Annotated in this window: 18 protein-coding genes and 3 pseudogenes; 8 read left to right on the top strand and 13 right to left on the bottom strand. The window is 69.7% G+C overall.

Translation table 11 applies throughout. From position 1 onward, the window contains the following. Positions 1-172 precede the first annotated feature (172 nt). Entirely contained in the window at positions 173-643 is a 471-nt protein-coding gene (locus tag ACWCP0_RS36880; protein WP_451083115.1) for a sensor histidine kinase, read from the top strand. Beyond that, a complete protein-coding gene (locus ACWCP0_RS36875) occupies positions 640-1,302 on the top strand; it encodes a response regulator (RefSeq protein WP_451083114.1) in 663 nt (220 codons plus the stop codon). The genes ACWCP0_RS36880 and ACWCP0_RS36875 overlap by 4 nt, the downstream gene beginning before the upstream one ends. Before the next feature lie 431 nt (positions 1,303-1,733). Here the strand turns inward: ACWCP0_RS36875 and ACWCP0_RS36870 are convergent, their stop codons facing one another. The 4 genes from ACWCP0_RS36870 to ACWCP0_RS36855 form a co-directional block, all read right to left on the bottom strand. After that, positions 1,734-2,288 (bottom strand): TIGR03086 family metal-binding protein, encoded by a 555-nt coding sequence (locus tag ACWCP0_RS36870; RefSeq protein WP_451083113.1) that lies wholly within the window; start codon positions 2,286-2,288, stop codon positions 1,734-1,736. Continuing rightward, positions 2,285-2,827, bottom strand: coding sequence for an SRPBCC family protein (locus ACWCP0_RS36865; protein ID WP_451083112.1), 543 nt, complete (start codon positions 2,825-2,827; stop codon positions 2,285-2,287). The genes ACWCP0_RS36870 and ACWCP0_RS36865 overlap by 4 nt, the downstream gene beginning before the upstream one ends. Beyond that, complete coding sequence (locus ACWCP0_RS36860) at positions 2,824-3,186, bottom strand: ArsR/SmtB family transcription factor (RefSeq protein ID WP_351235359.1); 363 nt, start codon at positions 3,184-3,186, stop codon at positions 2,824-2,826. Before ACWCP0_RS36860 ends, ACWCP0_RS36865 begins: the two co-directional genes overlap by 4 nt. A 393-nt stretch (positions 3,187-3,579) precedes the next feature. Further along, positions 3,580-5,685, bottom strand: a complete 2,106-nt coding sequence (locus tag ACWCP0_RS36855) for a hypothetical protein (protein ID WP_451083111.1) — start codon at positions 5,683-5,685, stop codon at positions 3,580-3,582. Positions 5,686-6,002: 317 nt separating this feature from the next. On the opposite strand from ACWCP0_RS36855, the gene ACWCP0_RS36850 reads away from it, so the two are divergent. Next, positions 6,003-6,281, top strand: a complete 279-nt coding sequence (locus ACWCP0_RS36850; protein WP_451083110.1) for a hypothetical protein — start codon at positions 6,003-6,005, stop codon at positions 6,279-6,281. Between the two features lie 128 nt (positions 6,282-6,409). After that, positions 6,410-7,990, top strand: coding sequence for a phosphodiester glycosidase family protein (locus ACWCP0_RS36845; protein WP_451083109.1), 1,581 nt, complete (start codon positions 6,410-6,412; stop codon positions 7,988-7,990). Positions 7,991-8,492: 502 nt separating this feature from the next. On the opposite strand, the gene ACWCP0_RS36840 is transcribed toward ACWCP0_RS36845, so the two are convergent. The 7 genes and pseudogenes from ACWCP0_RS36840 to ACWCP0_RS36810 form a co-directional block, all read right to left on the bottom strand. Further along, positions 8,493-9,248: a dienelactone hydrolase family protein gene (locus ACWCP0_RS36840; RefSeq protein WP_451083108.1), complete on the bottom strand. Its 756-nt coding sequence runs from the start codon at positions 9,246-9,248 to the stop codon at positions 8,493-8,495. Between the two features lie 156 nt (positions 9,249-9,404). Continuing rightward, complete coding sequence (locus tag ACWCP0_RS36835; RefSeq protein WP_451083118.1) at positions 9,405-9,692, bottom strand: hypothetical protein; 288 nt, start codon at positions 9,690-9,692, stop codon at positions 9,405-9,407. A gap of 40 nt (positions 9,693-9,732) precedes the next feature. After that, positions 9,733-9,969: pseudogene (locus ACWCP0_RS36830) on the bottom strand (IS3 family transposase); the annotation flags it as partial. Positions 9,970-10,144: 175 nt separating this feature from the next. Next, positions 10,145-10,864 (bottom strand): SDR family oxidoreductase, encoded by a 720-nt coding sequence (locus ACWCP0_RS36825; RefSeq protein WP_451083107.1) that lies wholly within the window; start codon positions 10,862-10,864, stop codon positions 10,145-10,147. A 93-nt stretch (positions 10,865-10,957) separates the two neighbouring features. Further along, positions 10,958-11,370, bottom strand: a pseudogene (locus ACWCP0_RS36820) (integrase core domain-containing protein); the annotation flags it as partial. 444 nt (positions 11,371-11,814) lie between these two features. After that, complete coding sequence (locus ACWCP0_RS36815; RefSeq protein ID WP_451083106.1) at positions 11,815-12,687, bottom strand: alpha/beta fold hydrolase; 873 nt, start codon at positions 12,685-12,687, stop codon at positions 11,815-11,817. Between the two features lie 380 nt (positions 12,688-13,067). Beyond that, the gene (locus ACWCP0_RS36810) at positions 13,068-14,018 is read right to left on the bottom strand and encodes an alpha/beta hydrolase (RefSeq protein ID WP_451083105.1); all 951 of its coding nucleotides are present in this window, start codon (positions 14,016-14,018) and stop codon (positions 13,068-13,070) included. A 915-nt stretch (positions 14,019-14,933) separates the two neighbouring features. On the opposite strand from ACWCP0_RS36810, the pseudogene ACWCP0_RS36805 reads away from it, so the two are divergent. Next, positions 14,934-16,125, top strand: a pseudogene (locus ACWCP0_RS36805) (RNA-guided endonuclease InsQ/TnpB family protein); the annotation flags it as partial. 173 nt (positions 16,126-16,298) lie between these two features. Here ACWCP0_RS36805 and ACWCP0_RS36800 read toward each other — a convergent pair. Beyond that, on the bottom strand, positions 16,299-16,877 hold the full coding sequence (locus ACWCP0_RS36800; RefSeq protein ID WP_451083104.1) for a TetR/AcrR family transcriptional regulator: 579 nt from the start codon (positions 16,875-16,877) through the stop codon (positions 16,299-16,301). A 306-nt stretch (positions 16,878-17,183) separates the two neighbouring features. Here ACWCP0_RS36800 and ACWCP0_RS36795 point away from each other — a divergent pair, with 306 nt between their 5' ends. Beyond that, positions 17,184-18,671, top strand: coding sequence for an MFS transporter (locus tag ACWCP0_RS36795; RefSeq protein WP_451083103.1), 1,488 nt, complete (start codon positions 17,184-17,186; stop codon positions 18,669-18,671). 312 nt (positions 18,672-18,983) lie between these two features. On the opposite strand, the gene ACWCP0_RS36790 is transcribed toward ACWCP0_RS36795, so the two are convergent. After that, positions 18,984-19,604, bottom strand: a complete 621-nt coding sequence (locus tag ACWCP0_RS36790; protein WP_451083102.1) for a TetR/AcrR family transcriptional regulator — start codon at positions 19,602-19,604, stop codon at positions 18,984-18,986. Positions 19,605-19,655: 51 nt separating this feature from the next. On the opposite strand from ACWCP0_RS36790, the gene ACWCP0_RS36785 reads away from it, so the two are divergent. Together ACWCP0_RS36785 and ACWCP0_RS36780 are read left to right on the top strand one after the other, a co-directional pair. Then, entirely contained in the window at positions 19,656-20,228 is a 573-nt protein-coding gene (locus ACWCP0_RS36785; protein ID WP_451083101.1) for a GNAT family N-acetyltransferase, read from the top strand. An 869-nt stretch (positions 20,229-21,097) separates the two neighbouring features. Then, positions 21,098-21,685 (top strand): protoglobin domain-containing protein, encoded by a 588-nt coding sequence (locus ACWCP0_RS36780; RefSeq protein WP_451083100.1) that lies wholly within the window; start codon positions 21,098-21,100, stop codon positions 21,683-21,685. Positions 21,686-21,695 lie beyond the last annotated feature (10 nt).

The following is a 21,695-nucleotide window of genomic DNA, read 5'->3' as shown; positions in this document are numbered from 1 at the left end:
GCGGCGATCTGGCACAACCACAAGACCGGCCAGCCGGTCACGCGATCCCTGACCGCCTACGACCACTAACGATCATTCGGAATGACTCGTCTAGCCGGCCGAGGCGCGCGAGGCCCTGCGCGCCATCGAGGCCACCAGCCGAGAGACCCTGTCGGGCCTTCGGCGCACGCTGGTGTCGCTCCGTCAGGCCGACCGGGCCGCGACCACCTCGGAGCAGTCACCGCTCGCACCCTCGCCGGGGCTGGCGGACGTCGAACGGCTGGCGGCAGCGACCGCGGACGCGGGGGTACGCGTCGACGTGCGCCGCAGCGGGGAGCAGCGTCCGGTGCCGGCCGACATCGACCTGTCCGCCTACCGCATCGTGCAGGAGGCGCTGACCAACGTGGTGCGCCACGCGGGCACCGGGCATTGCCGGGTGGCCATCGACTACAGGGACGAAGAACTGTTCGTGGAGGTCGTCGACGACGGGCGCGGCGCCACCGGGAACGGCTCGGCCCACGGCTTCGGCATCATCGGGATGCGGAAGCGGGTCGGCCTGCTGCACGGCCAGCTCAGCGCCGGGCCGCGTCCCGAGGGCGGCTTCCGGGTGGCGGCTCGGCTGCCGCTGCCCTCGCCCGTCGGAGTTCCGGTGGAGACCCGATGACCGTCCGCGTGGTGCTCGCCGACGACCAGCCATTGGTTCGGTCCGGCCTGCGCGTACTCATGGCCGACCACCCCGACCTGGAAGTCATCGGTGAGGCCTCCACCGGTGCCGAGGCGGTCCAACTGGTCAGCGATGTCAGCCCCGACGTCGTGGTGATGGACATCCGGATGCCCGGCATGGACGGGATCGAGGCCACCCGCCTGATCACGGCCGGTCCGGCAACGACCCGCGTCCTCGTCCTGACCACCTTCGACGAGGACGACTACGTCTACGGCGCGCTCCGGGCCGGCGCGAGCGGCTTCGTGGTCAAGGACATGGCGCTGGACGACATCCTCGCGGCGGTCCGCGTGGTCGCCGCCGGCGACGCACTGATCGCGCCGGGCGTGACGCGCCGTCTGATCGCCGACTTCATCGGGCGCCCCGAAGCTGTCCCGGAGCGCTCCCCACGGCCGGTCGAGGGCATCACCGAGCGGGAACGGGAAGTACTGACCCTGGTCGGACGCGGCCGGTCGAACACCGAGATCGCCGAGGACCTCTTCATCACGGTGGCCACCGCCAAGTCGCACGTGTCACGGCTGCTCACCAAACTGGGCGCCCGGGACCGGGTCCAGCTCGTCATCACCGCCTATGAGATGGGGCTCGTCACGCTGCCTCGCTGATGGCGTCCGTGGCCCCCATGGTGAAGTCGGAAATGCCCTGTCGCTCCCGTCTGGTGTACGAGCCGCCGAAGGAACAGCCGCCGCCACGCCACCCACTGCGGCTGCAAGAAGCTGTGTCTGAACCTCTTTCCGCTGGTCACAGCGTTATGAGGCGAGGCGGGGAACCTGCTTGCCGTTCGGATCGGCGTCGATGGACGGATCGTCGAACGGCAGCGGAAGACCCTGTCTTCACGCGTCGAGGGACGCCGACGACTGCTGGGGCTGCCGGTGTGGCCGGCCGGACTGCGGGACATGAGCGTGATGAACGCCCACCGGATGTGCGCTTCGGCATGGGAGATCTTGCGCTCGTAGTCCCTTACGTTGCGCCTGGCCCGCATCGTCCACGAGTTACTCCGTTCCATCACCCGCCTCCTGGGCAGCACGAGTCACACTCAGGGCCTACGGCCGATGAAGGCGAGCAAGCGAGTCTGTACGTCGGCGCTTTCGGGTAGCTCGACCCGTGGTCCGTACTGCCCGCTCTTGCGGAGCACGTCGTCGAGCGGCAGCATCCCGTCGAGCAACTGGGCGCACCTGCCGGGGTCGAGGCGCTCCTCCTGGCCGGTGGCCCGCGCCAGGTCCCAGGTGTGCATGAAGACGTCGGCGGTGTAGAACCGGTCGACCGCCTGGTCCAGCGGGACCTCTCCGATGTGCTGGTTCGACAGCATCCTCTGCGCCGTGGCCGGATCGTCGAGGAGGGCCTGCACCCCGTCGCTGTGCACCGTCCAGGCCGCCACCGGGTCGTCGTCCACCGACGGCCCTTTCGGCAGTTCGACTCCGGCGCCGGCCTTCAGGAAGTCCGGGAACCACTCGACAAGGTGGCGCACCACATCCCGGGCGACCCACCCCTCGCACGGCGCAGGGTTGTCCCATGCCCCGGGACGCACTCCGCGCACGCGGTCCGTGAATACCCCTGCGACGGTGCGGTGCTCATCGGCTGCCCTCGTCATGATCTCAAGCCTTCCATCTCGGTACGTCGGTCGGCGTTGCCGCTCCGGCGGCCGCTGAGCAGCTCGTCAAGCCGCTCGTGGCCTTCCCGGACGCCGCGTTGCATGCCGCTCTTGATCATCGAGTCGCGGGCCTCGATGGAGTCCATGAGGGATTTGGTGGTGACCCGGGTGCGACCGCCGAGGTCCTCGAAGGCGGTTGTCTCCAGGCTGACTCCGTCCGGGAAGCCGTCGAAGGCGAAGGTCTGCACGATGCGCTCGTTGAGGCGTACCTCGTGGAACACACCGCGGAAGCCGTACTCCGTCCCGTCGCCCTCGCGATGCACATAGCGGTACGACCCACCGCTGCGCGCTTCGTAATCGTCGATCCGCATGGTGAGCCGACGCGGGCCGAGCCACTGGACGACCAGGTCAGGATCGGTGTACGCCCGGAACACGCGCCCCGGCGAAGCGTCGAACTCCCGGATGATGAGGATGGTGGGCAGAGCCGGGTCGACCACGATCTGCGTCTCGTTCCGGCGGTTCGCCGTCGTGGTGCTCATGATGCCGCCTCCTTCGTCGGGGTGCCCGTCACCGGCTGTTCCTCCATCTGCTCGAGGACGGCATCGAGCTGACGGAAACGGTCCTCCGCCTCGCGCCGGTAACGCTCGATCCATTTCGTCATCAGGTCGAAGACCTCTCCCTCAAGGCGGCAGGGCCGCCGCTGAGCGTCCCTGCTGCGACTGACCAGACCGGCGTCTTCCAGGACCCTGATGTGCTTGGACACGGCCTGCACGGTCACGTCGTACGGCTCGGCCAGTTCGTTGACCGTGGCATCCCCGGCGGCCAGCCTGGCCACGATGTCGCGCCGGGTCGGGTCGGCCAGAGCGGAGAACACCCGGGACAGCCGGTCGTTGGCCATCTCGCACCTCGCATCTTCAACCAATCGGTTGAATAAACCTACGGCCGGGCCTACGGCGTTGTCAACCGACTGGTTGAATAACGGTCGACGTCGACGCACCGGACGGCTACGGCCGCCGATGGAGCGGAGCCCGCCGCGGAGGCTGCTTTCTTGGGACGGCAGGCCGGGCAGTCTGAGGGGCGCTTCGCGTGGGTGCCGGCGAGGAAGTCCGGGCCTGGCGCACAAGCTCGGCGTCGTCGAGCGTGAACCGGCCGACGTGCAACCGGTCGTAGCCGTACATCGCCTTACCGAGCCCCACAGTCCTGTCGAACTGCAGCGTCCAAGCAGCCGCCTTCAGCTCAAGAAGGACGCATCACCGACGCCCAGCAGCCGCCGGTTGTCCCACTCCCCCGGTCACCGCCGCCGCTTCCCACTCTTGCGAGTCCCCCGGCCCTTGCCGTGCGACCCCTGCTGCACGCGGCCGACACGCGCCCTCGGCCTACCCAGCGCCTGCCCGGCGACGGTCCGCAGTTCCGCGATGCCCTCCCGGTCCGGATGGCCTGAGGCCAGAGCAGCCGCGAGAGCCTCCTCGGCCTGTGGGCCCTGGTCGCGCAACATCTCGATCACCCCGTCGGGACCGGCCGCTTCCAGGAGTTGCAGCAGGCTCTCGGCGACCATGAGCAGGGTCTCGGCCTCAGTCAGGTCCCCGGGGCCGAGGATGTCGCGGCGTACCAGGACGCTCAGTGCGGTGGGCGCCAGCGACGGGTCCGTACGCAGGCTTCGCAAGAGGGTCTCGCCGTCGTCGAGCGCTTCGACGAGGACGTCCAGCATGGCTTCGGCACGGGTACGGAACGGCATGGCCCGCACCGCATCGGTGAGCCTGTCCACGGCCGTGTGCGGAGCACGCGCTGCCTGTGGATCGCTGTGGGCCGCGAGCCAGATAGCGAGCTCCGCGCGGGCGGAGTCCGGGTCGTAGTGCTCGGCGAGGACACCGAGCAGACCGGCCGCGGGAGCCTGTGCGAGTTCGCCGACCAGCGGGGCGTCCCGGCCTTCGGCGAGCAGCCGCCGGCGTACGGATTCCGTTCCGAGCGCAGTGAGGCGGATCAACTCGACGGGACCTGCGGTCAGTTCGGCCTTCAGCTCCTGGGCCCGCTCGGCGGCCCCTTCGTCCGCGTCGGCGGCACCAAGGAGCTGGGCGAGCTCGGGTGGCATTCCGGCGGGTGGCTCGGAGATCACCTCGTCCAGGGGCAGGTCGAGGAAGACGGGGTCGGCCATGCCCTGGTCGCGTGTGAGGGCGCCCAGGTCCTCCAGGGCCGCCAGTACTGTCCGCAGATCGCGGTCCGCGGCTTCGAACCACAGTGAGTGGCCGCGGAAGCCGCCCAGCTGGAACCCCTCTCGGTAAGCAAGGTGGACGGAATCCCGCAACCGGGGCCAGGGCATGGGGTACGGCAGGCTGTAGAGGGTGGCCAGGACATCGGGCAGAACGTCGTCGTAGGCGTCGAAGAGCATGGACTCCACGTGCCAGCCGCTGCGTGAACCGATCAGCGGCCCGCGCAGCTCGAAGAACGCTTCGAAAGCGCGCCGCCACAGTGCGAGGGGATCCCGCAGCAGAGGCTCGGCCTTGGCCACGGCGTACAGCCGCCCCTTCGCGACCCGTACCAGCCTGGCCGCCTTCGCCCACTCCAGGGCAAGGCCGAGGCGGGGCAGGTCCCCGGAGGAACGGACCCCGGCCGTGGCATCGCCGGTGCCCAGCTGCTCGACGAGCTCGCGCGCATCGACCAGACGCAGCCTGCCGGTACCGGTCAGCACCCGGCCGTCCCGCCCCGCCCATTCGGTCAGGCCGCGCAGCCACCCCAGCGCGGGCGACAGCTCGGCCTGCTCGCGCAGCACATCGTCGCCGGGCAGGGCGACGGGCAGCTGCGGCTCGGCCCTGCGCGCGGTCCCGGGGCCGCGCGTCATGTGCCGCTGGACAAGGGTGTCCAGGACGTCGCGGTCGTGGGGCACCTCGCCACGCTGCGCCCGCTCCACGAAGTCGTGCATCGCCTGCTCGTCGTGAACGTCGACGCCCTGCTCGGCGGCGGTGGTGACCCAGTACTTCGCGATGCCCCAGCGACTGCGGTCGGCCATCGCGCCCGCATAGCGGGGCGCTGCGGCGTCGACGGCCGACAGGCCCTCGGCCAGGGAGGCACCCCGAGGATCCACGAGGTGGACCGCGTTCAGGTAGCGCAGCAGGGCGCGCAGTGTGCCCGGGGCATCCGCGAGTTCCTCACCGGGCAGTACCGTCATCGTCCGCGGCAGCCACTCCAGCAGGAACTCCTCGACATGCCGCGGGTCCCACAGTCCCAGTCTGCCGTCGGGTGTGCCGCGGTGGCGGTAGTCGAGCGCTGCTTCGACGACGAACGGATCGACGTCGAGGCCCTCCTCTCGCGCCCACCGCTGGAGCCGGTCGACGAGCAGACTGCACGCTGCCTCGAACTCGTCCTCAGCCTCGGAGCCCTCGGGCTCGAAGAACATCCGCATCAGGAACTGGCCTTGCCTTCCGCCTACGCTGTCCGTGCCCTCACACTATCGGCCGAGCGCCTTGGCGACGTCGTGGTTCGCGCTCGATGGACGAGAGGGGTGTGCTGCTGCCTGGCGACCGAGCGGAACGCCTGGAGCGCGGGTACGGCCGGCGCGGCCTCGATCGCAGATGAGGCCCATAACGGCAGTCGATGCGCTCGCTCTCCGCCTCCCCCGACCGCTCGTGGCACGACGTTGGGAACGGGCCGGTCCCGCGGCCGCGGCTGAACTGGCGGCCGCGTGGACGGACGGATGGGTTACCGGAACGCTCAACGGCCGTGAGCGAGTACCCGTACGACGATTTCCCACCGATCGACCGCCCGCTGACGAGCGACAAGCTCGATGTGGTGTGCGCCGTGTCCAGCCGGGCGCGGATTCCCCCGACGAGCGTGGTGAACGAGTACGACTTCGGCGACTGCCGCGGCGACGAACGCCGGCCGATGGAGCACGTCTCCGACGCCCACCTCTACCCGCTGGTCCGCCTGCGCCCGGCCTGCGGGCCCTGTCGACCACTTGTCACCGGGGCTTCTTCTGGGAGTTCGCCACACGTACGGTGATCGACTCCGCATCTGGTTGCCATGTGCCGATGGGGGAAGGCCGGGGGTCATGTGCCGCCCGGGAACTGCAACCGTCAGGGAGTGCCATGTCCGACGCAGCCGTACGAACGCCCCACAGAACGCGAGGGATGAGGCTCGCCGGATGGCGCAGGGCCGCCCTGGGGGTCGCCCTGCTGCTTGCCGCCGCCGTTCCGCAGGGCACCGCCTCCGCATCCTCCTCGGCGTCCGCCCCCGCGCCGACGGGGATACGGTGGACGACACAGCACGTGGCGCCCGGCGTTCAGGTCCGCACCGGCGTGCTGGTCGACGAGACCTCCACACCTGTCTGGACCGTGACCCTCCAGGCTCCGGCCACCAACCGGCTCACAGGAGCGGCCACGTGGGCCCCGCTCGGGGACCGCGCCTGGGCGGACGCCACTGCGGAGCAGTTGCGTGGCGCCGGGTTCGAGCCTCGTGTCGAAGAGGTGGCGTGGGACACGTACACGGACACCCCCCGCGGGACGATGGGCTGGCAGGTCCGCGTCGGCTCGTACGCCACCCAGGCCGAGGCGAACACGGCCGGCACGGCAGTAACGGCGGCAGGCTTCCGTACGGCGGTGGACTGGTCCGGCTACGACGGCCGGCAGGCCCCCGACGCCGAGAAGGTCCACGTCACCGTCATCGACCCGGCACGCTTCCACGGCACGGTGGAGACGAGCAACGGCGGTAACGTCGCCGACCGCGAGCGCACCTCCGTGGTCTCGGCGAAGCTCGGCTCGCTCGTAGGCGTCAACGGCGGCTTCTTCATCACCTCGGACGCGGACGGTGTCCAGGGCACGGTGGCCGGCATTTCCGCCGTGGACGGCAGGCTGGAGTCGATGGCGGTCGGTTCGCGTGCCGCGCTGATCCTCGCGGACGGCGGCAGGCGCCCGCGGATCGCCGACCTGTCGACCACCGTCACCGTACGGGCGGGGGCCGCTTCGTACGCGGTGCAGGGCATCAACCGCGTTCCCGGCAAGGTCCGCAACTGCGGCCGCCCCGGCGCCGTACCCACCGACAGGCCCCGCCACGACACGACCTGCACGATCGCCGACGACCTGGTGAAGTTCACGCCCGCGTTCGGCGCGCCGCTCCCCCAGGGCGCGGGCACCCAGGTCGTCCTGGACGCCGGCGGACGGGTCGTGTCCGTGGGCGAGCGCGGCGGCAGCGTCCCGGCGGGCGGCACCGTTCTGCAGGGCATCGGCGGCGCGGCCGACTGGCTCACCGGCCACGCCCGCACGGGCCGTACGGTGGCGATCAAGGAGGTCGTACGGGACTCCGCAGGGCGGCAGGTAAGGCTCGACCCCGACGACAGCATCGTCAGCGCCGCGCCCACCCTCGTGGAGAACGGCCGGATCCACATCGACGCCGCAACCGAGGGCACGCTCGACCCGCTGGACCTCTCCTTCGGCTTCGCCTGGTCCAACGTGCGCCAGCCCCGCACCCTGGCCGGCATCGACGCCCGCGGCCGACTGCTCCTGGTCACCGTGGACGGCCGCCGGCCCGGCGTGAGCGAGGGCTTCACCCTTGGCGAGGCAGCCCGCTTCATGCGCTCACTCGGTGCGGTCCAGGCCCTCAACCTCGACGGCGGAGGCTCGACGACCATGGTCGTCGGCGGATCCGTCGTCAACATGCCTTCGGACGCGGCGGGCGAGCGCCCGGTCAGCGACACGATCCAGGTCCTGCCGTAACACGGAATCCGCCACGGCCTGTCGGGGACCTCCCACGGCCCCGACAGGCCACTCGGGCCTGGCGGCCTGCGCCGTCAGAGCAGCGGTGACTCGTTCTCCATTCAGGTCTGGCTGCGTACCGGTCCGACGGCGTGCCGCGCTCGCCGGCCGCGGCGTGCCGGTGCGCTCACCCCAGCCGGGCAGAGGTTCTCGTGTCTGGTGGGCACGGGGTTCCGTGCGGGGGGGGTGGCTCGGGACGACGCAGGCGCCGTCGTTGCTGCTCCCGTCGGCGTGCCTCCTCCCGATCGCGTTCCAGGTCGCGGTCTTCGGGGGTACGCCACCGCTGCGGAATCCCCCCGGGCCCCTCCGTGCTGACGCTTGACGGTGGGTGTCCGGCCGGGCGGGCGTGCCGGCGCACCGCGACGGCCGTGGTCTCCTCCCTGGACTGGGGCACTGCGCCGCCGCGCTCCTCACCCGTCCACCCGTCCACCCGCCATTCCCCTCGCGTCGGTCGTTGGTGCCGTCAGAGGTTGCGGTCGAACAGGTCCAGCAATGCGCTCCAGTGGCGTTCGGCGGCCTGCTGGTCGTACGCCTCGGTGTCGGCCATGGTGAAGCCGTGGCGAGCGCCGGTGTACACCTCGGCGTGGTGGCGGACTCCGGCCCGGGTGAGGGCCTGGTCGAGGCGGGCCTGCTGCTCGGGCGGGTTGCCGGCGTCCTGGTCGGCGTGACCGAAGTACAACTCTGCGGTGATCTTGTCGGCGAGCAGGTGCGGGCTGTCGGGGGCGTCGGTGGCCAGGCCGGCGCCGTGGAAGCCGGCCGCGGCGGCGATCTGGTCGGGGTGGCTTTCCGCGGTGAGCAGGGCGAGGCGGGCGCCCATGCAGTAACCGGTCAGGCCGACCGGGTCGCCGTCGGTCTCGGGCCGCGCTCGCAGCCAGGTCAGATACGCGTCCGCGTCGGAGGCCACCACATCGGGGGTCAGCTCGCCGATCATCGGGAAGAGCTGCTCGAACAAGCCCTCACGGTTGTCGCTGCCGATGAAGTCTGGCAGCGGTACCACCTGGGCCCGGCCATGGCGGTAGAAGACGTTGGGCACGAGCACCGTGTAGCCGGCCGCGGCGAGGCGGTCAGCCATCGCACGAAGCTGGGGCCGCGGCCCGAACGCGTCCATGTACAGCAGGACGGCGGGGTGGGCGGTACGGTCGCCGGGGTGGACGAAGTAGGCGTCGGCGGTGCCGTCCGCAGCGGGGACGTCGACGGTCGATCCCTGTACATCGGTCATGGTGTTGTTCCCCAAGAATGTCGGCGGTCCGGGAGGACCGGGTGTGGCTGATGGTGTGTTGCCCTTGACGGCTCGAGAGGAATGGCCGCCCGGGACTCCGGGACGCTCCGACCACTGGTCCGAAAATGAGGTCTGAACGCCAGTCTGTGGTTTGGTTCAGGCTGTCTCGATGGGGTCGAAGCGGACGGTGAAGCCCATGGCGTTGGCCTGTCGGGTGATGCGGCGCATGGCGCGTTCGGGATCGAGTTTGGCGTAGTAGTCACCGCCGAGGTCGTGGTAGGCGACGTTGTCGCTGAGCATGTGCCAGACCGCGGTCAGGAGGGAGTGTTCGACGGCGACCAGGGCCTTCCTCTTGCCCAGGCGGGGCATGAGGCGCCCGTACCGTGCGCCGAGGTAGGTGGTGTCGCGGGTGCGGGAGGCGGCCATGGCGGCCTGGCCCAGCACGCCCTGACCCGGGCACGGTGGTGACCTGGCGCTTGCGCAGCCGCAGACCGGCGATGCCGAACTTCCGCATCACCCGCCCGACGCGCTTGTGGTTCACACGCTCGCCCTCGTCGCGCAGCTCGGCAGTGATCCGGGGGCGGCCCCACGTTCCGTCCCACTCTCCGTGCACGGCCCGGATCCGCTCGGCAAGCGCGGCCTCGGCCCGCTCGCGCGGCGCGGGCCTCGCGGCCGGCCCGCCACTTGTAGCAGCTGGAGCGGGCTTCCTCCAGCACGGCACACAATCGCCTCACGTTCCAGGCGCGGTGGCGGTCCTCAATGAACTGGAAGCGGTACCGCGCCCACAGCTCATGCGACATGATCCACGGTGATGCCCCCGCACGTCGCGGCAACGCTCAACTCGCCACACGGACACGGGTCTGAAGCGCCGATCCACCCCATCGTGTCAGCCGTTCTCAGGCGCTGCTGCGGCCGATGCTCGCACCGCCGTCGACGCGCAGGATCTGGCCGGTGATGAAACCCGCCTTCTCGGAGAGCAGGAAGGCGATGGCGGCTGCGAGCTCGTCCGGGCGCCCGAACCTTCCCATGGGAACAGTCGCCAGGTAGCGGGCGGCTCCGGCCGACCCAGGCGGGTTGGTTTCCCGGAACAACTCGGTCTCGGTGGGGCCGGGGGCGACGGCGTTGACGGTGATCCCGTGTGCAGCAAGCTCTCCGGCCCAGCCTCGCGTCAAGAACTCCATGGCGGCCTTGGCCGCACCGTAGGACGTTCGATCGGGCAACCCCAGGGTGACCAGGCTGGTGACGTTCACCACGCGGCCCCAGGACCGTTCGAGCATGCCGGGCAGGACGGCCTGGACGATCTGGACCGCGGTGCGCACGTTCATGTCGAGAACCGCGTCGAGGTCGGACAGAGCGACCTCCCCGACGGGCGCGGGTCGCACCATCCCCACATTGTTGACCACGGCGTCGACCGGTCCCGCGCCCATCACTTCGCCCAGGACCTGATCGGTGGCCGCACGGTCGGCAAGGTCGGCTTCGTGGAACTCGCCGGGAAAGGACTGCGGTGCGCTGCGGGCGATGCCCACGGGGGTATGGCCTTCTCCTGCCAGCTGCTCGGCGAGGGCGCGGCCGATGCCTTTGGACGCGCCCGTGATGAGTACTCGCCTGCGGGTCATGGGTTCACTCCTTTGCTGCGCTGATCCGCGCATCGATTGTGTGTGGGGGGACGGGGGGCCTTGCCCTCGAAGAGTGGACGCCGATTCGTGTCGTTATTCGGCAAATGTCAGGGTAGCTGACTGCCGTTCGTAGGCGATCGGTGCCTGCTGTCCGCTCGCCGAGTGCCATCGGCGGGTGTTGTGGCGGGTGGTCCAGCGGAAGACGGCCCGGCGGCAGGCGCGAGCGCCGTCGAAGCGGCGGGCACCCCGGAGCGTCTGACGTTTGAGGGCGGCGTTGAACGACTCGGCGAGAGCGTTGTCCGCGCTCGTGCCGACCGCGCCCATGGACTGCCGTACCCCCAACTCTGCGTAGAGGTCAGCGAATTCGCGAGAGGTGTACTGGACGACCGGTTGAACCTGGGCTGCGCTCCGTGATCGCTGTGGAAGACGGCTCCGGTCAGGCTGCCGCGGGTCGCGGCGGCTGCCCTGAGCGCGTCGGCGACCAGAGAGGTGCACATGTGGTCGGCGGGGAATCAGCGCCAGCAGGGCACCGCTTCTTCGGCCTGCCCCAAGCCGACGTCGACGGCCGCCCAGCAGTCCGGCCACAGGACCTGCCAGCCGTCCTGGGGTGACCGGCACACCGGTCAACTCGCCCTCCCTCCCTGCAGCTCGGCCGTCCCGGTCCCCGTGACCACGCCGATCGGGCGGGCCGGACGTCGGCGGGCTGTGGAAGGCCCTCCCGGGACGCGACGAGCCTGGTCGGACTGGATGAGAACCACGGTCGCACCCGAGCGGCCGTCCGAGCCACGGCTGTGACCGCGAGCAGGGCGTGCGAGGGCACGGGACCGGGGTGCTCCAGCACCGCCAGGAGACCCAGCCGCCGGCCTGCGGACGCTCACCGGCACCGGTGGCAGCCGAGGACGAACGGGCGGGGCGGCACCTTCGCCACCCCGCCCTGCCGAGTGTGCCGGTCAGCGGACCGTCCGCGCCGCCTTCTCGATGATGTGGGTGACGGCGTCCGGGTGGGACACGGTCACAGCGTGGGAGGACCGGATCTCCTCGATGTGGGCCTTGGCGCGCTTGGCCATGTAAACCTGAAGCTCCCGGGGGATGATCTTGTCCTTGGAGCCCACCAGGGCCCAGGAAGGGATGGTCTTCCAGGCAGGCTCACCAGAAGGCTCGTTAAGGGCAGTGCCGGTTCCGGGACGCTGGGCGACCGCCATCAGGTCAGCGGTATTCCTGGGGACATCCGCACCGAACGCCTGGTGGAACTTGGACTGGTCGATGTAGAGGTCGACGTCCTTGGAGCCGTCGGGGTTGGTGATCGGGACGGGTCGCAGAACCTTGCCGATGACGCTGCCCTCGAACTTGCTCGCCAACTCATTGGCGCTCTCGCCCTTGTCGGGGAGGAAGGCGTCGGCGTACACCAGTGCCTTGACGTTGTCGGAGCCGTAGGCGGCGTTGCTGATCACCGCTCCGCCGTAGGAGTGCCCGACAAGAACCACCGGCCCGTCGATGCCGGCCAGCAGGTCCTTGACGGAGGCGGCGTCGCCGCTCACACTCCGCAACGGGTTGGCTGCGGCCACCACCGGGTAGCCGTCCTTCTTCAGCTTCTTGATGACGCCGTTCCAGCTGGAGGAGTCGGCGAACGCGCCGTGGACGAGTACGACGGTCGGCTTGCCGGCCTTTGAGGATGTGGTCTTGGCGGCGCTCGCCGGATCGACCGAGGTCTTGGCGGCGCTCGCCGGACCGACCGTCGTAGCGAAAAGGGCGGTGGCGACCGTTGCGGTGGCCACGAGGGTGAGAGGAGTGCGGGCACGCCGGTAACGCGCATGACGGTTCATGAAGAGCCCTTTCGAGGCAGAGGTTTCAGTCATGTCCCGACAGATGGACATGGCCGCTGTACGGCAGGGTGCTGCCGCAAGTCATGGAGAGGCAGACCGTGGGCGGCAAGCGGGAACATGTCCGGGGCTTGCCAGGAGCGGGCTACGGCCGAGGATCGGCTCGGTGAATCGATCGGGCTCGACGGTCCCGTGCGCGGGTTGGCAGGGTGCCGAGCGACCGTGCTGATCGGCTCGCCCACAGTGCTCATCGTGTCTGTGGGGTGGATGAACAGTGGAGGATGATCACTGTTCTACGCCTGTAAGGTCCACGAGCGCCGAGGTGGCGAACAGCTTCAGTGCTGCTGGTCCTTTAGGTGCTGCGGCTGAGCAGCGCAGTACTCTCAGTTGTTGCGGAGGACGGTGCGCAGGGTGTGAATGGCCTGCTCCATCGCAGCAGTTGTGGCCTGCGTGGGCCGGAGGGGGTTGAGCATCATGAAGTCGTGCAGGATGCCGTTGTAGCGGATGCTCGTGGTGGGAACACCGGCCTGGGTCAGCTTGCGGGCGTAGGCCTCACCCTCGTCCCGCAGCACGTCGTTCTCGTCGACGATGACGAGCGCGGGCGGCAGGCCCTCCAGCTCCTCCAGGCTCGCCCGCAGCGGCGAGGCGGTGATCTCGGCCCGCTGGGCGGGATCGGTGGTGTAGCAGTCCCAGAACCAGGCCATGCCCTTCGCCGTGAGGAAGGGCCCGTCCGCGAACTCTCGGTAGCTCTCGGTGTCCTGGGCCGCGTCCGTGACGGGGTAGTACAGCGATTGGTGCACGAAGGTCACGTCGCCGCGCTGCTTGGCCATGATGGTCAGTGCCGCGGTCATGTTGCCGCCGACGGAATCGCCGGCCACCGCCAGACGTGAAGCGTCCAGATCTTCCTCGGCACCCTTCGCAGTGATCCATTGAGCAGTCGCGTATGCCTGCTCGATGGCGACCGGGTACCTGGCCTCCGGCGAACGGTCGTACTCGACGAACACGACGGCGGCATTCGCCCCGACGGCCAGCTCGCGCACCAGACGGTCATGGGTGCCGGCGTTGCCGAGGACCCAGCCGCCGCCGTGCACGTAGAGGACGACCGGCAGCGTGCCCTCGACATCGACAGGCTTGACGATGCGTGCCTGCACATCGCCGACCTCGGCGGGCACCGTGATCCACTTCTCCTGCACATCCAGCTTCGCCACCGGCGCTGCCTGCAGGTCGTCCAGGACCTTGCGGGCACCCTCCGGGCCGAGCTCGTACAGGAACGGTGGGTTGGCCGTCGCGTCCGCGAGCTCCTGCGCTGCACTCTCAAGAACGGGCTTGGTCACCACTGCACTCCTTAGGTCGACAGGTTCTTTCCTGCTCTCATCCCTTATGACAGGGCACGTGCTGAAGGTGTGACATTCGCCGCAGAAGGAGTCAGGCGGCACCAATATCCAGATCACGGAGCGCACCGCTGGAGGCCGCTGGTGATGCGAGTACAGCCACCCCTCCCGCCAGTCACGGCAAGAACCATCAAGCCGCTCTCGATACAAGGGTTCATGACCATGGCCAGGACGAGGCTTCTGCGGCTCCAGCCGCTGCCCATGAGGTCGTAGGCGCAAACGGAGCATCGTCGCCTGGAAACGGCGCCGTGAGCTGACCCAGGGCAGTCGCGGCAGCCGATTCCGCTGCACGCCTTCCTGCTGCGCCCATCTGCCTGCGGCCGTGAAGGGTGGCCCGGAGTGCCGCGCCGCTCGGGTGCTGCCCCGCGGCGGTCCGCTCGATCAGCCGTCGGTACCGAGGATCACCGCGATACATATGCCGAGCATCGCCATGGTGATGGGAGTCGTCGCGACGTATGCGCCCCGGCGCAGCCGTGTATGGCGCTTGGCGAAGTGTCCACGGCGGTGAAGTGGTCGGTGATGTGCTGCGTCATCTTCCGGGAAACCCGGATCTGCTGTTCCACGTACCACCACTCGAGTTCCGACTTCTGTCCCTCACTCAGCCCGGTCACGCATGCGGCGTGCTCGGCCGCACGGCGGTGAGCGTTACAGCGGTGGGCTTCCCAGTACAGGAATCGTTCAATGTCGGTCAGGCCGCGTGCGGCCTCGTCACCTGACTTCTCCCATGAGGCCTCGGCCTTCAGGCCGGGGAGGAATGGGTCCTTGGGCCGGAGCCGCGAAGCGGCGGAGTTTCTCTGTGCAACTGGTCTGGACCTGCGCTTTCGTTCGTTGTCAGTGGTCGCGAGTAGGTTGGGGATCATGACGACAGCGGTGAGGGCCGAGGGGGCCGGGCACGCCCGGTACACCTACCGCCTGCGCGTGTCGTCCTCCGCCGAGAAGGTGCTGGAAGCCGAGTGGGCGCGTTGCCGGTGGGTCTGGAACGAGTGCGTGGCCCGGTCGAAGAAGGCCCATGCCGAGGGCGAGGAGTGCGGGCCTGCCAGGCTGGACAAGATGCTGACCGGGGCCCGTGCCCGCACACAGTGGCTGCGTGAAGGCAGTTCGGTTCCTCAGCAGCAGCTGATTCGGGATTTCGGGAAGTCCCGTGCCAAGGCGCTCAAGGACATGAAGGCCCGGTTGCCGATGCGGCAGCGCGCCGGGATGCCGAAGTACAAGAAGAAGCAGGAGGCATTACCGACGCTGAACTACACGCAGCGCGGCTTCCGGTTGAAGGACGGCCGCCTGCACCTGGCCGGAGGCATCGCCGTCACGGTGGTGTGGTCGCGCAACCTGTCCAAGCCGCCCTCGTCCGTACGGATCTACCGAGACAGCCTCGGAGACTGGTACGCCAGTTTCGTGGTCGCCGCCTCGGGCGAGGTCCTGCCCGCCACGGGCCGGGACATCGGGATCGACTGGGGCGTGAAGGAGACCGCAACCACCACCTCCGCGGCCCATGACCTTCCCCACGCCCAGCACGGCAAGAACGCCGCCCAGCGCCTGGCCCGGTACCAGCGGATGATGGCCCGTCGCAAGCCCAAGCGGGGCCAGGCCGCCTCCAAGGGCTACCGTACGGCGAAGCGGCAGACCGCGAAGCTGCACAAGAAGATCGCCCGGCAGCGCCAGGACACCGCACGCAAGTGGGCCAAGGCCGTGGTCCGGGATCATGACCGGCTGGCCGTCGAGGACTTCCGGCCCCGCTTCCTCGCCAGGTCCTCCATGGCGAGGAAGGCGGCCGATGCCGCGATCGGCGCGACCAAGCAGGCGCTTGTCGAGATGTGCCGCAAGCACGGCCGCACCCTGCATCTGGTTCATCCTGCGCACACCACGATGGACTGCGCACAGTGCGGAGCAAGAGCCAAGCACGCACTACCTCTCTCCGAACGAACGTATACGTGCAGCACGTGCGGAGCCGTCTCGCCCAGGGACAAGAACTCCGCCCGTGTGATGCTCGTCCGGGCTGGTCTCATACCCGGCTAGTGTCGATCGTGTAAGACCTGCCGGCCCGCCGGGCCGCGGGCAACGTGAGCTAGGAATCCCCTCCACTTCAGGGAGGGGAGGAGTCAATGGCGTCCGCACCACCCCGGCAGGCAGCAGTTGCGCAAGCACGTGACGGCACCGTCGCCTCGACCGGAGTCCGGGAAGTCTCGGCGGGCAGTGCGGTGACCCGCCCACAAGCCGCATGCGGCCTCAGCGCGCCGCCCGCACCCCGTCCAGTGCGACCGCCAGGACCCGGTCCCGCTGGGCGTCGTCGAGGAAGTTCGTCGCGCTGATCCCGGCGACCATCCGCAGCAGGTCGTCGAAGGCGATGTCCGCACGCGCCTGCCCGGCCTTCTGTGCCCGGTCGAAGAGCGGGCCGCCGGCCTGGTACATCGACTGGCGGCAGGCCAGGAATATCTCCGACTCGTTGCTCAGCGCCTCACGGATGGCCCGCTTGGTCACGGTGTAGTCCACGAACCGGCGCAGCCACGAGGCCAGTGCCTCCCACGGCTCCAGCTCGGCGACGTCCTGCGCCACCCCGCACAGGGCGTTGACCTCGTCAGCGTAGACGCTCTCGAAGAGGTGGCGGCGGGTGGGGAAGTTCCGGTACAGCGTGCCGATGCCGACGCCCGCACGGCGGGCGATGTCCTCCAGTGACGCTTCCGCGCCCCTCTCCGCGAAGGCCTCGCGTGCGGCTGCCAGCAGTGCGTCGTAGTTGCGTGCGGCGTCCCTGCGGTGCGGACGCTGGGACGCGACGATCTCGCTGACGGGGAACGGCTGGGCCGTCACTGCTGCCTCCCGGGCCGGCGACAAGTTGAAGTGGAGGGTCACCTCCGCTACAGTGGAGGTATACCTCCACTTTACCAGTCGGGGTGCGCTCCCGGTCGAGACGTGTCACGGCACGCATCGCCGAGGCGCTCGCGCCCCTGCCTGATCACAGACTCCGCCGTGCGCTGCCCCGCACGGCCCATCCACTGAATCCTCGGCGACCGCCCCACGCGGTCGCCGGCCTCCCCCACTGCTGCCCTGCAGCCCGCCCAGCCCGTACGACCGCGACCGGATGACCTCGGCCGCACCCTGTTCGGAAGGCTCTTCATGCCCCGCACCTCCACCCGTGCCCGCACGTCCACCCGTGCCCGCACCTCCACCCGTCTCACCTTCGTGGTCCTCGCGACCGGTGCAGGCGTGTTCTCCATGCTCCAGTCGCTGATCGCGCCGGCCCTGCCGACCGTCCAGCACGCCATGAACACCTCACAGTCCACCGCGACCTGGGTGATGACGGCATACCTGCTGTCCGCCTCGATCTTCACCCCGATCCTCGGACGGGTCGGCGACCTGATCGGCAAGAAGCGCACGCTCGTCGCCGTACTGGTGGCCCTGACACTCGGCTGCCTGCTCGCCGCACTCGCGCCGACCATCGGCGTCCTGATCCTCGCCCGGGTCGTCCAGGGCGTCGGCGGCGCACTGTTCCCGCTGTCCTTCGGCATCATCCGCGACGAGTTCGCCGCGGCCGAGGTGAGCCCCAGCATCAGCAACCTGTCCGCCGTGATCGCCGCGGGAGGCGGCGTCGGCATCGTGGCAGCCGGGCCCATCGTGTCCGCGCTCGACTACCGCTGGCTGTTCTGGCTCCCGGTCGGCATCGTCGCGGTCACCGCACTGATCGCCCTCCGCTTCGTCCCCGAGTCGCCCAGCCGGGCCGAGGGACGCGTCAACTGGCTCGGCGCCGCGCTGCTGTCGGGATGGCTGGTCGCTCTGCTGCTGCCGCTCAGCCAGGCCACCAACTGGGGCTGGACGTCGGTCCGGGTGATCGGCCTCTTCGCCGCCGCCGTGGTGCTCTTCGCGCTGTGGCTGCTCGCCGAGGCGCGTTCCCGCTCCCCGCTGATCGATCTGCGCATCATGCGGCTGCCCGCGGTGTGGACCACGAACCTCGCGGGGCTGCTGTTCGGCGCGGGCATGTACGCGATCTGGTCCTTCCTCCCCGCCTTCGTCCAGACCCCGAGCTCCGCGGGCTACGGATTCGGCGCGAGCGTCACCACGGCCGGACTGCTCATGCTCCCGATGCTGGTCGCGATGTTCCTCTCGGGTGTGCTGAGCGGTCGCCTGGAGCCCGTCCTCGGAGCGAAGAAGCTGCTCACCGCCGGTGCCGCGCTCGGCGCGATCGCCTGCGGCTTCCTCGCGGTCTGGCACGACCGGCCGTGGCAGGTGGCCTTCGTCGCAGGCGTCTTCGGCTTCGGCATCGGACTGGCCTTCGCCTCGATGGCCAACCTGATCGTCGGCAGCGTCCCGGCCGAGCAGACCGGCGCCGCGACCGGCATGAACGCCAACATCCGAACCATCGGCGGATCCATAGGCGCGGCAGTGACCGGCGTCCTGGTGACCAGCCACCTGCAGCCCTCGGGCCTTCCCTACGGCTCCGGCTACACCAACGGGTTCAGCCTGCTGGCCCTGCTCCTCCTCGGCGCCGCGCTGGCCTCGCTCCTCGTTCCGGTCACGCGCCGCGCTCGTACCCCCGGCATGACCTTCACCTCCACCGAGGCGTCACACGTGGAGTGTCGGGCCGTCACGCCCAGCGTCCGGAGCTGACGCCGATGCCCAGCGTCCGAGACTCGCCCAGGACCGCATAGGGCGTAGCCGTTCGGGTCGGGCTGAGGGGCGGCACCTTGGCCCATGGGGGTGGTCGTCATGGCCTCACGTCGTTCGAGAACCGCGCGCATGAGTGCGTCAGTCGGCGATGCCCGCCAACTGAAGCGCTCGTCACAGGCGCTGCGCCGGAGCGCTTGAGCGGGCGGGCGAGCGCGCCGGTCGGCGAATCCGAGCACTCGAGTTGCTGCGCGTCCGGGAAGGGGACCGGGGTCGGGTCGCGAGTCCTGGGCAACTCTTCGAGGACCTCGGTTGTCAGCCGGAGACCGTGTGATCGCCGCGGGACGAAGGCGGGCACGTCAGGGCCGCCAGGTAGTCGTCGAGGAGCTCGACCTGGCAATGGGGTGGGAACGCCGTGGGGTCGAACAGGGCCTGCACCGTCAGGCCGAGCACGAAGGACTGGGCGCCGGCCGCGATGCGCGCCGGGTCTCCGGCCGGCAGTTCGCCGAGCTGTTGTGCCGATGCGACCAGGTCGCGCAGCTTGAGACGGCTTTGCGCGTACTTGCGGGCGTAGTCGGCGCTCAAAGCGGGGTCGGCGAGCGCGGTGTCCCAGGAGGACACCCAGATCCGGTTGCCGACGGTGGCCTCGGCGGTCAGCGGCAGGACACCGAGCAGAGCGACCCTCAGGGCGGCCAGGCCTTGTCCGCCGGCCTGTCGGGGGCGGGCGGCGGTTCGCTCCGCGAGCAGGTCGAGGGCGTGCACGACCAGGTCGCGCTTGGCGGGGAAGTAGTGGGTGAGCAGGCCGGTGGTGGCGCCGAGCTCGGCGGCGACGGCGCGCAGGGTCAGCCCGGCGAAACCGTGCGCGGCCAACACCCGCCAGACCGCCTCCGAGACGTCGCGGCGACGGGCCTCGTGGTCCCCCTTGGTACGTGACATGCTGCTACGGTACATATCCGTAACGCTTGTTATGTGAATGTGGGGTCATTGATGTTCTCCCTCCCCCTGCGCGACGGTGCCCGCCTGCGTCCGCTCGAGATCTGGCACGACGCGGAGTTCGCCGCCCACCTCGACCGGGCTTGCGAACACATCCGACCGTGGGTCGGGCCGAGCTTCGTCACCGACGACCTCGACGGGGCACGGGGCACACTGCGCCGGTACGCCGAGCGCCGGGCCGCTGACGGCGCCCGCCTCTACGGCATCTGGCTCGACGGCACGCTGGTGGGCGGCGTGATGTTCACGGACTTCGACGCCGCCTCGGGCTCCTGCGAGATCGGCTGCTGGCTGGAGCCTGCCGCCGAGGGGCGCGGTCTGGTCACGGAGGCGTGCAGCGCCCTGCTGGACTGGGCCTTCACCGACCGGGGCGCGCACCGCGCCGAGTGGCACTGCCGAGCCGACAACGAGCGAAGCGCCGCGGTGGCAAAGCGACTCGGCATGACACTCGAAGGCGTGCAGCGCCAGTCCTGGCCCGTCGACGGCACCCGCCACGACAAGCAGATCTGGGCGATCCTCGCCCCTGAATGGCGAGCCGGGCCGACGACGAGTCGGAGCTCCTGGAACTGATCTTGAATGTGCGGCGGCGGCCGAGGGTACCCCGGTGACCGGGCAGTCGACCTGAACGCCGACGACGCCGCTCTTCGCCGGCCCGCGTGCCCGCACACCATGGCGATGTAGGCGACGCCGATGGTGTGGCACTCGGAGTGGTGGTAGGGCGCCTCGGTCACCAGTGGGTAGCGGCGACGCAGCTCTTCCTCCCGCTCGCCCAGGAGCATCATCTGGGCGATCCACTCTTCCCGTGGTTGGGCGTTTTCCTGTGGTGGGGCGTTGTGGGGCGTTGTGGGGCGTTGTGGGGCGCGTCCGGGCGGTCCTCGCCCTGCGGCGTGCCATTTTCCCTTCGGCCTGGTCCGACCCTCTCGGCGGACGTGCCTCCGCGCAGGGGATCAGAGTGGCATCACCCGCTCGTGTGTTCTTCCCGCCAGACCGCGATGGTGTGCCCGGCGGTGGCAGTGAACAAGTGGCCTGCGCCCAGCTCCCGTTCCAGCTCGGGTAGAAGTTCGGTGAGTGCCGCGGCGGCGCCGGCCACATCTCCGGCTTCACCCCGCCAGTGCGCAAGGTTGCGCCAGGCGGTGAGGGTGCGGTGCGGTCTTCGCCGAGCGTCCGCACCAAGTGGGGGATGAACTCCTCGCCGCAGATCCGCGATGACCAGAAGTCTCGGAGGATCACCCCACGCCTCCACGCTGTCGACGCGGACAAGGGCCCGCTTCCCGCAGTACATCAGCCGTACAAGGACCGGCGACCCACTGGGCTTCGAGGTCACACCGGCGCTGCGGGGTCTATGGCCTGCTGAGAGCCACTGATGGCCGCCAGCAATGGCGGCAAGCGGCAGCCCGTCCTAGGTTCGCAAAGGGTCTTCCGAGCGTCTGGAGGCAGCAATGAGCAAGGGGACCATTCCGGGCTACCGATTCGGTGACCCGGACCTTCCGGCGTCGCCGGTGTCGCTGGAGGACCTCGACAGGCTGAAGGCCGCCGTCCTGTTCGGCGAGGCCGACGAGGCCGCGCTGCGCCAGGCCTGGGACGTCCTGAAGGACCATGTCGAAGAGGTGCTCGACGTCTGGTACGGCTTCGTGGGATCACATGAGCACCTCGTGGCCTACTTCTCCACCCCCGCAGGAGAGCCCATCCAGGCTTATCTCGACGCGGTGCGCCCGCGTTTCGGCAAGTGGATCGAGGACACCTGCACGCGGCCGTACGACGCCACCTGGCTGGCTTACCAGGAGGAGATCGCCGTGCGCCACACACCGGAGAAGAAGAGCCAGACCGACGACGTGGACTCCGTACCGAACGTGTCGATGCGCTACCTCGTGGCTCTCATCTACCCCATCACCGCGACCATTCGGCCGTTCCTGACCGCCGGCAGTCACTCCGAAGAGGAAGTGGAGGCCATGTACCAGGCATGGTTCAAGGCCGTCACCTTGCAGGTCGCGCTCTGGACCCGCCCCTACGTACCCCAAGGCTGGTAGCCGGCCCCTC

It is taken from the genome of Streptomyces sp. NPDC001970 (assembly GCF_053594115.1).
This window is presented reverse-complemented; position numbering and strand designations above follow the sequence as displayed.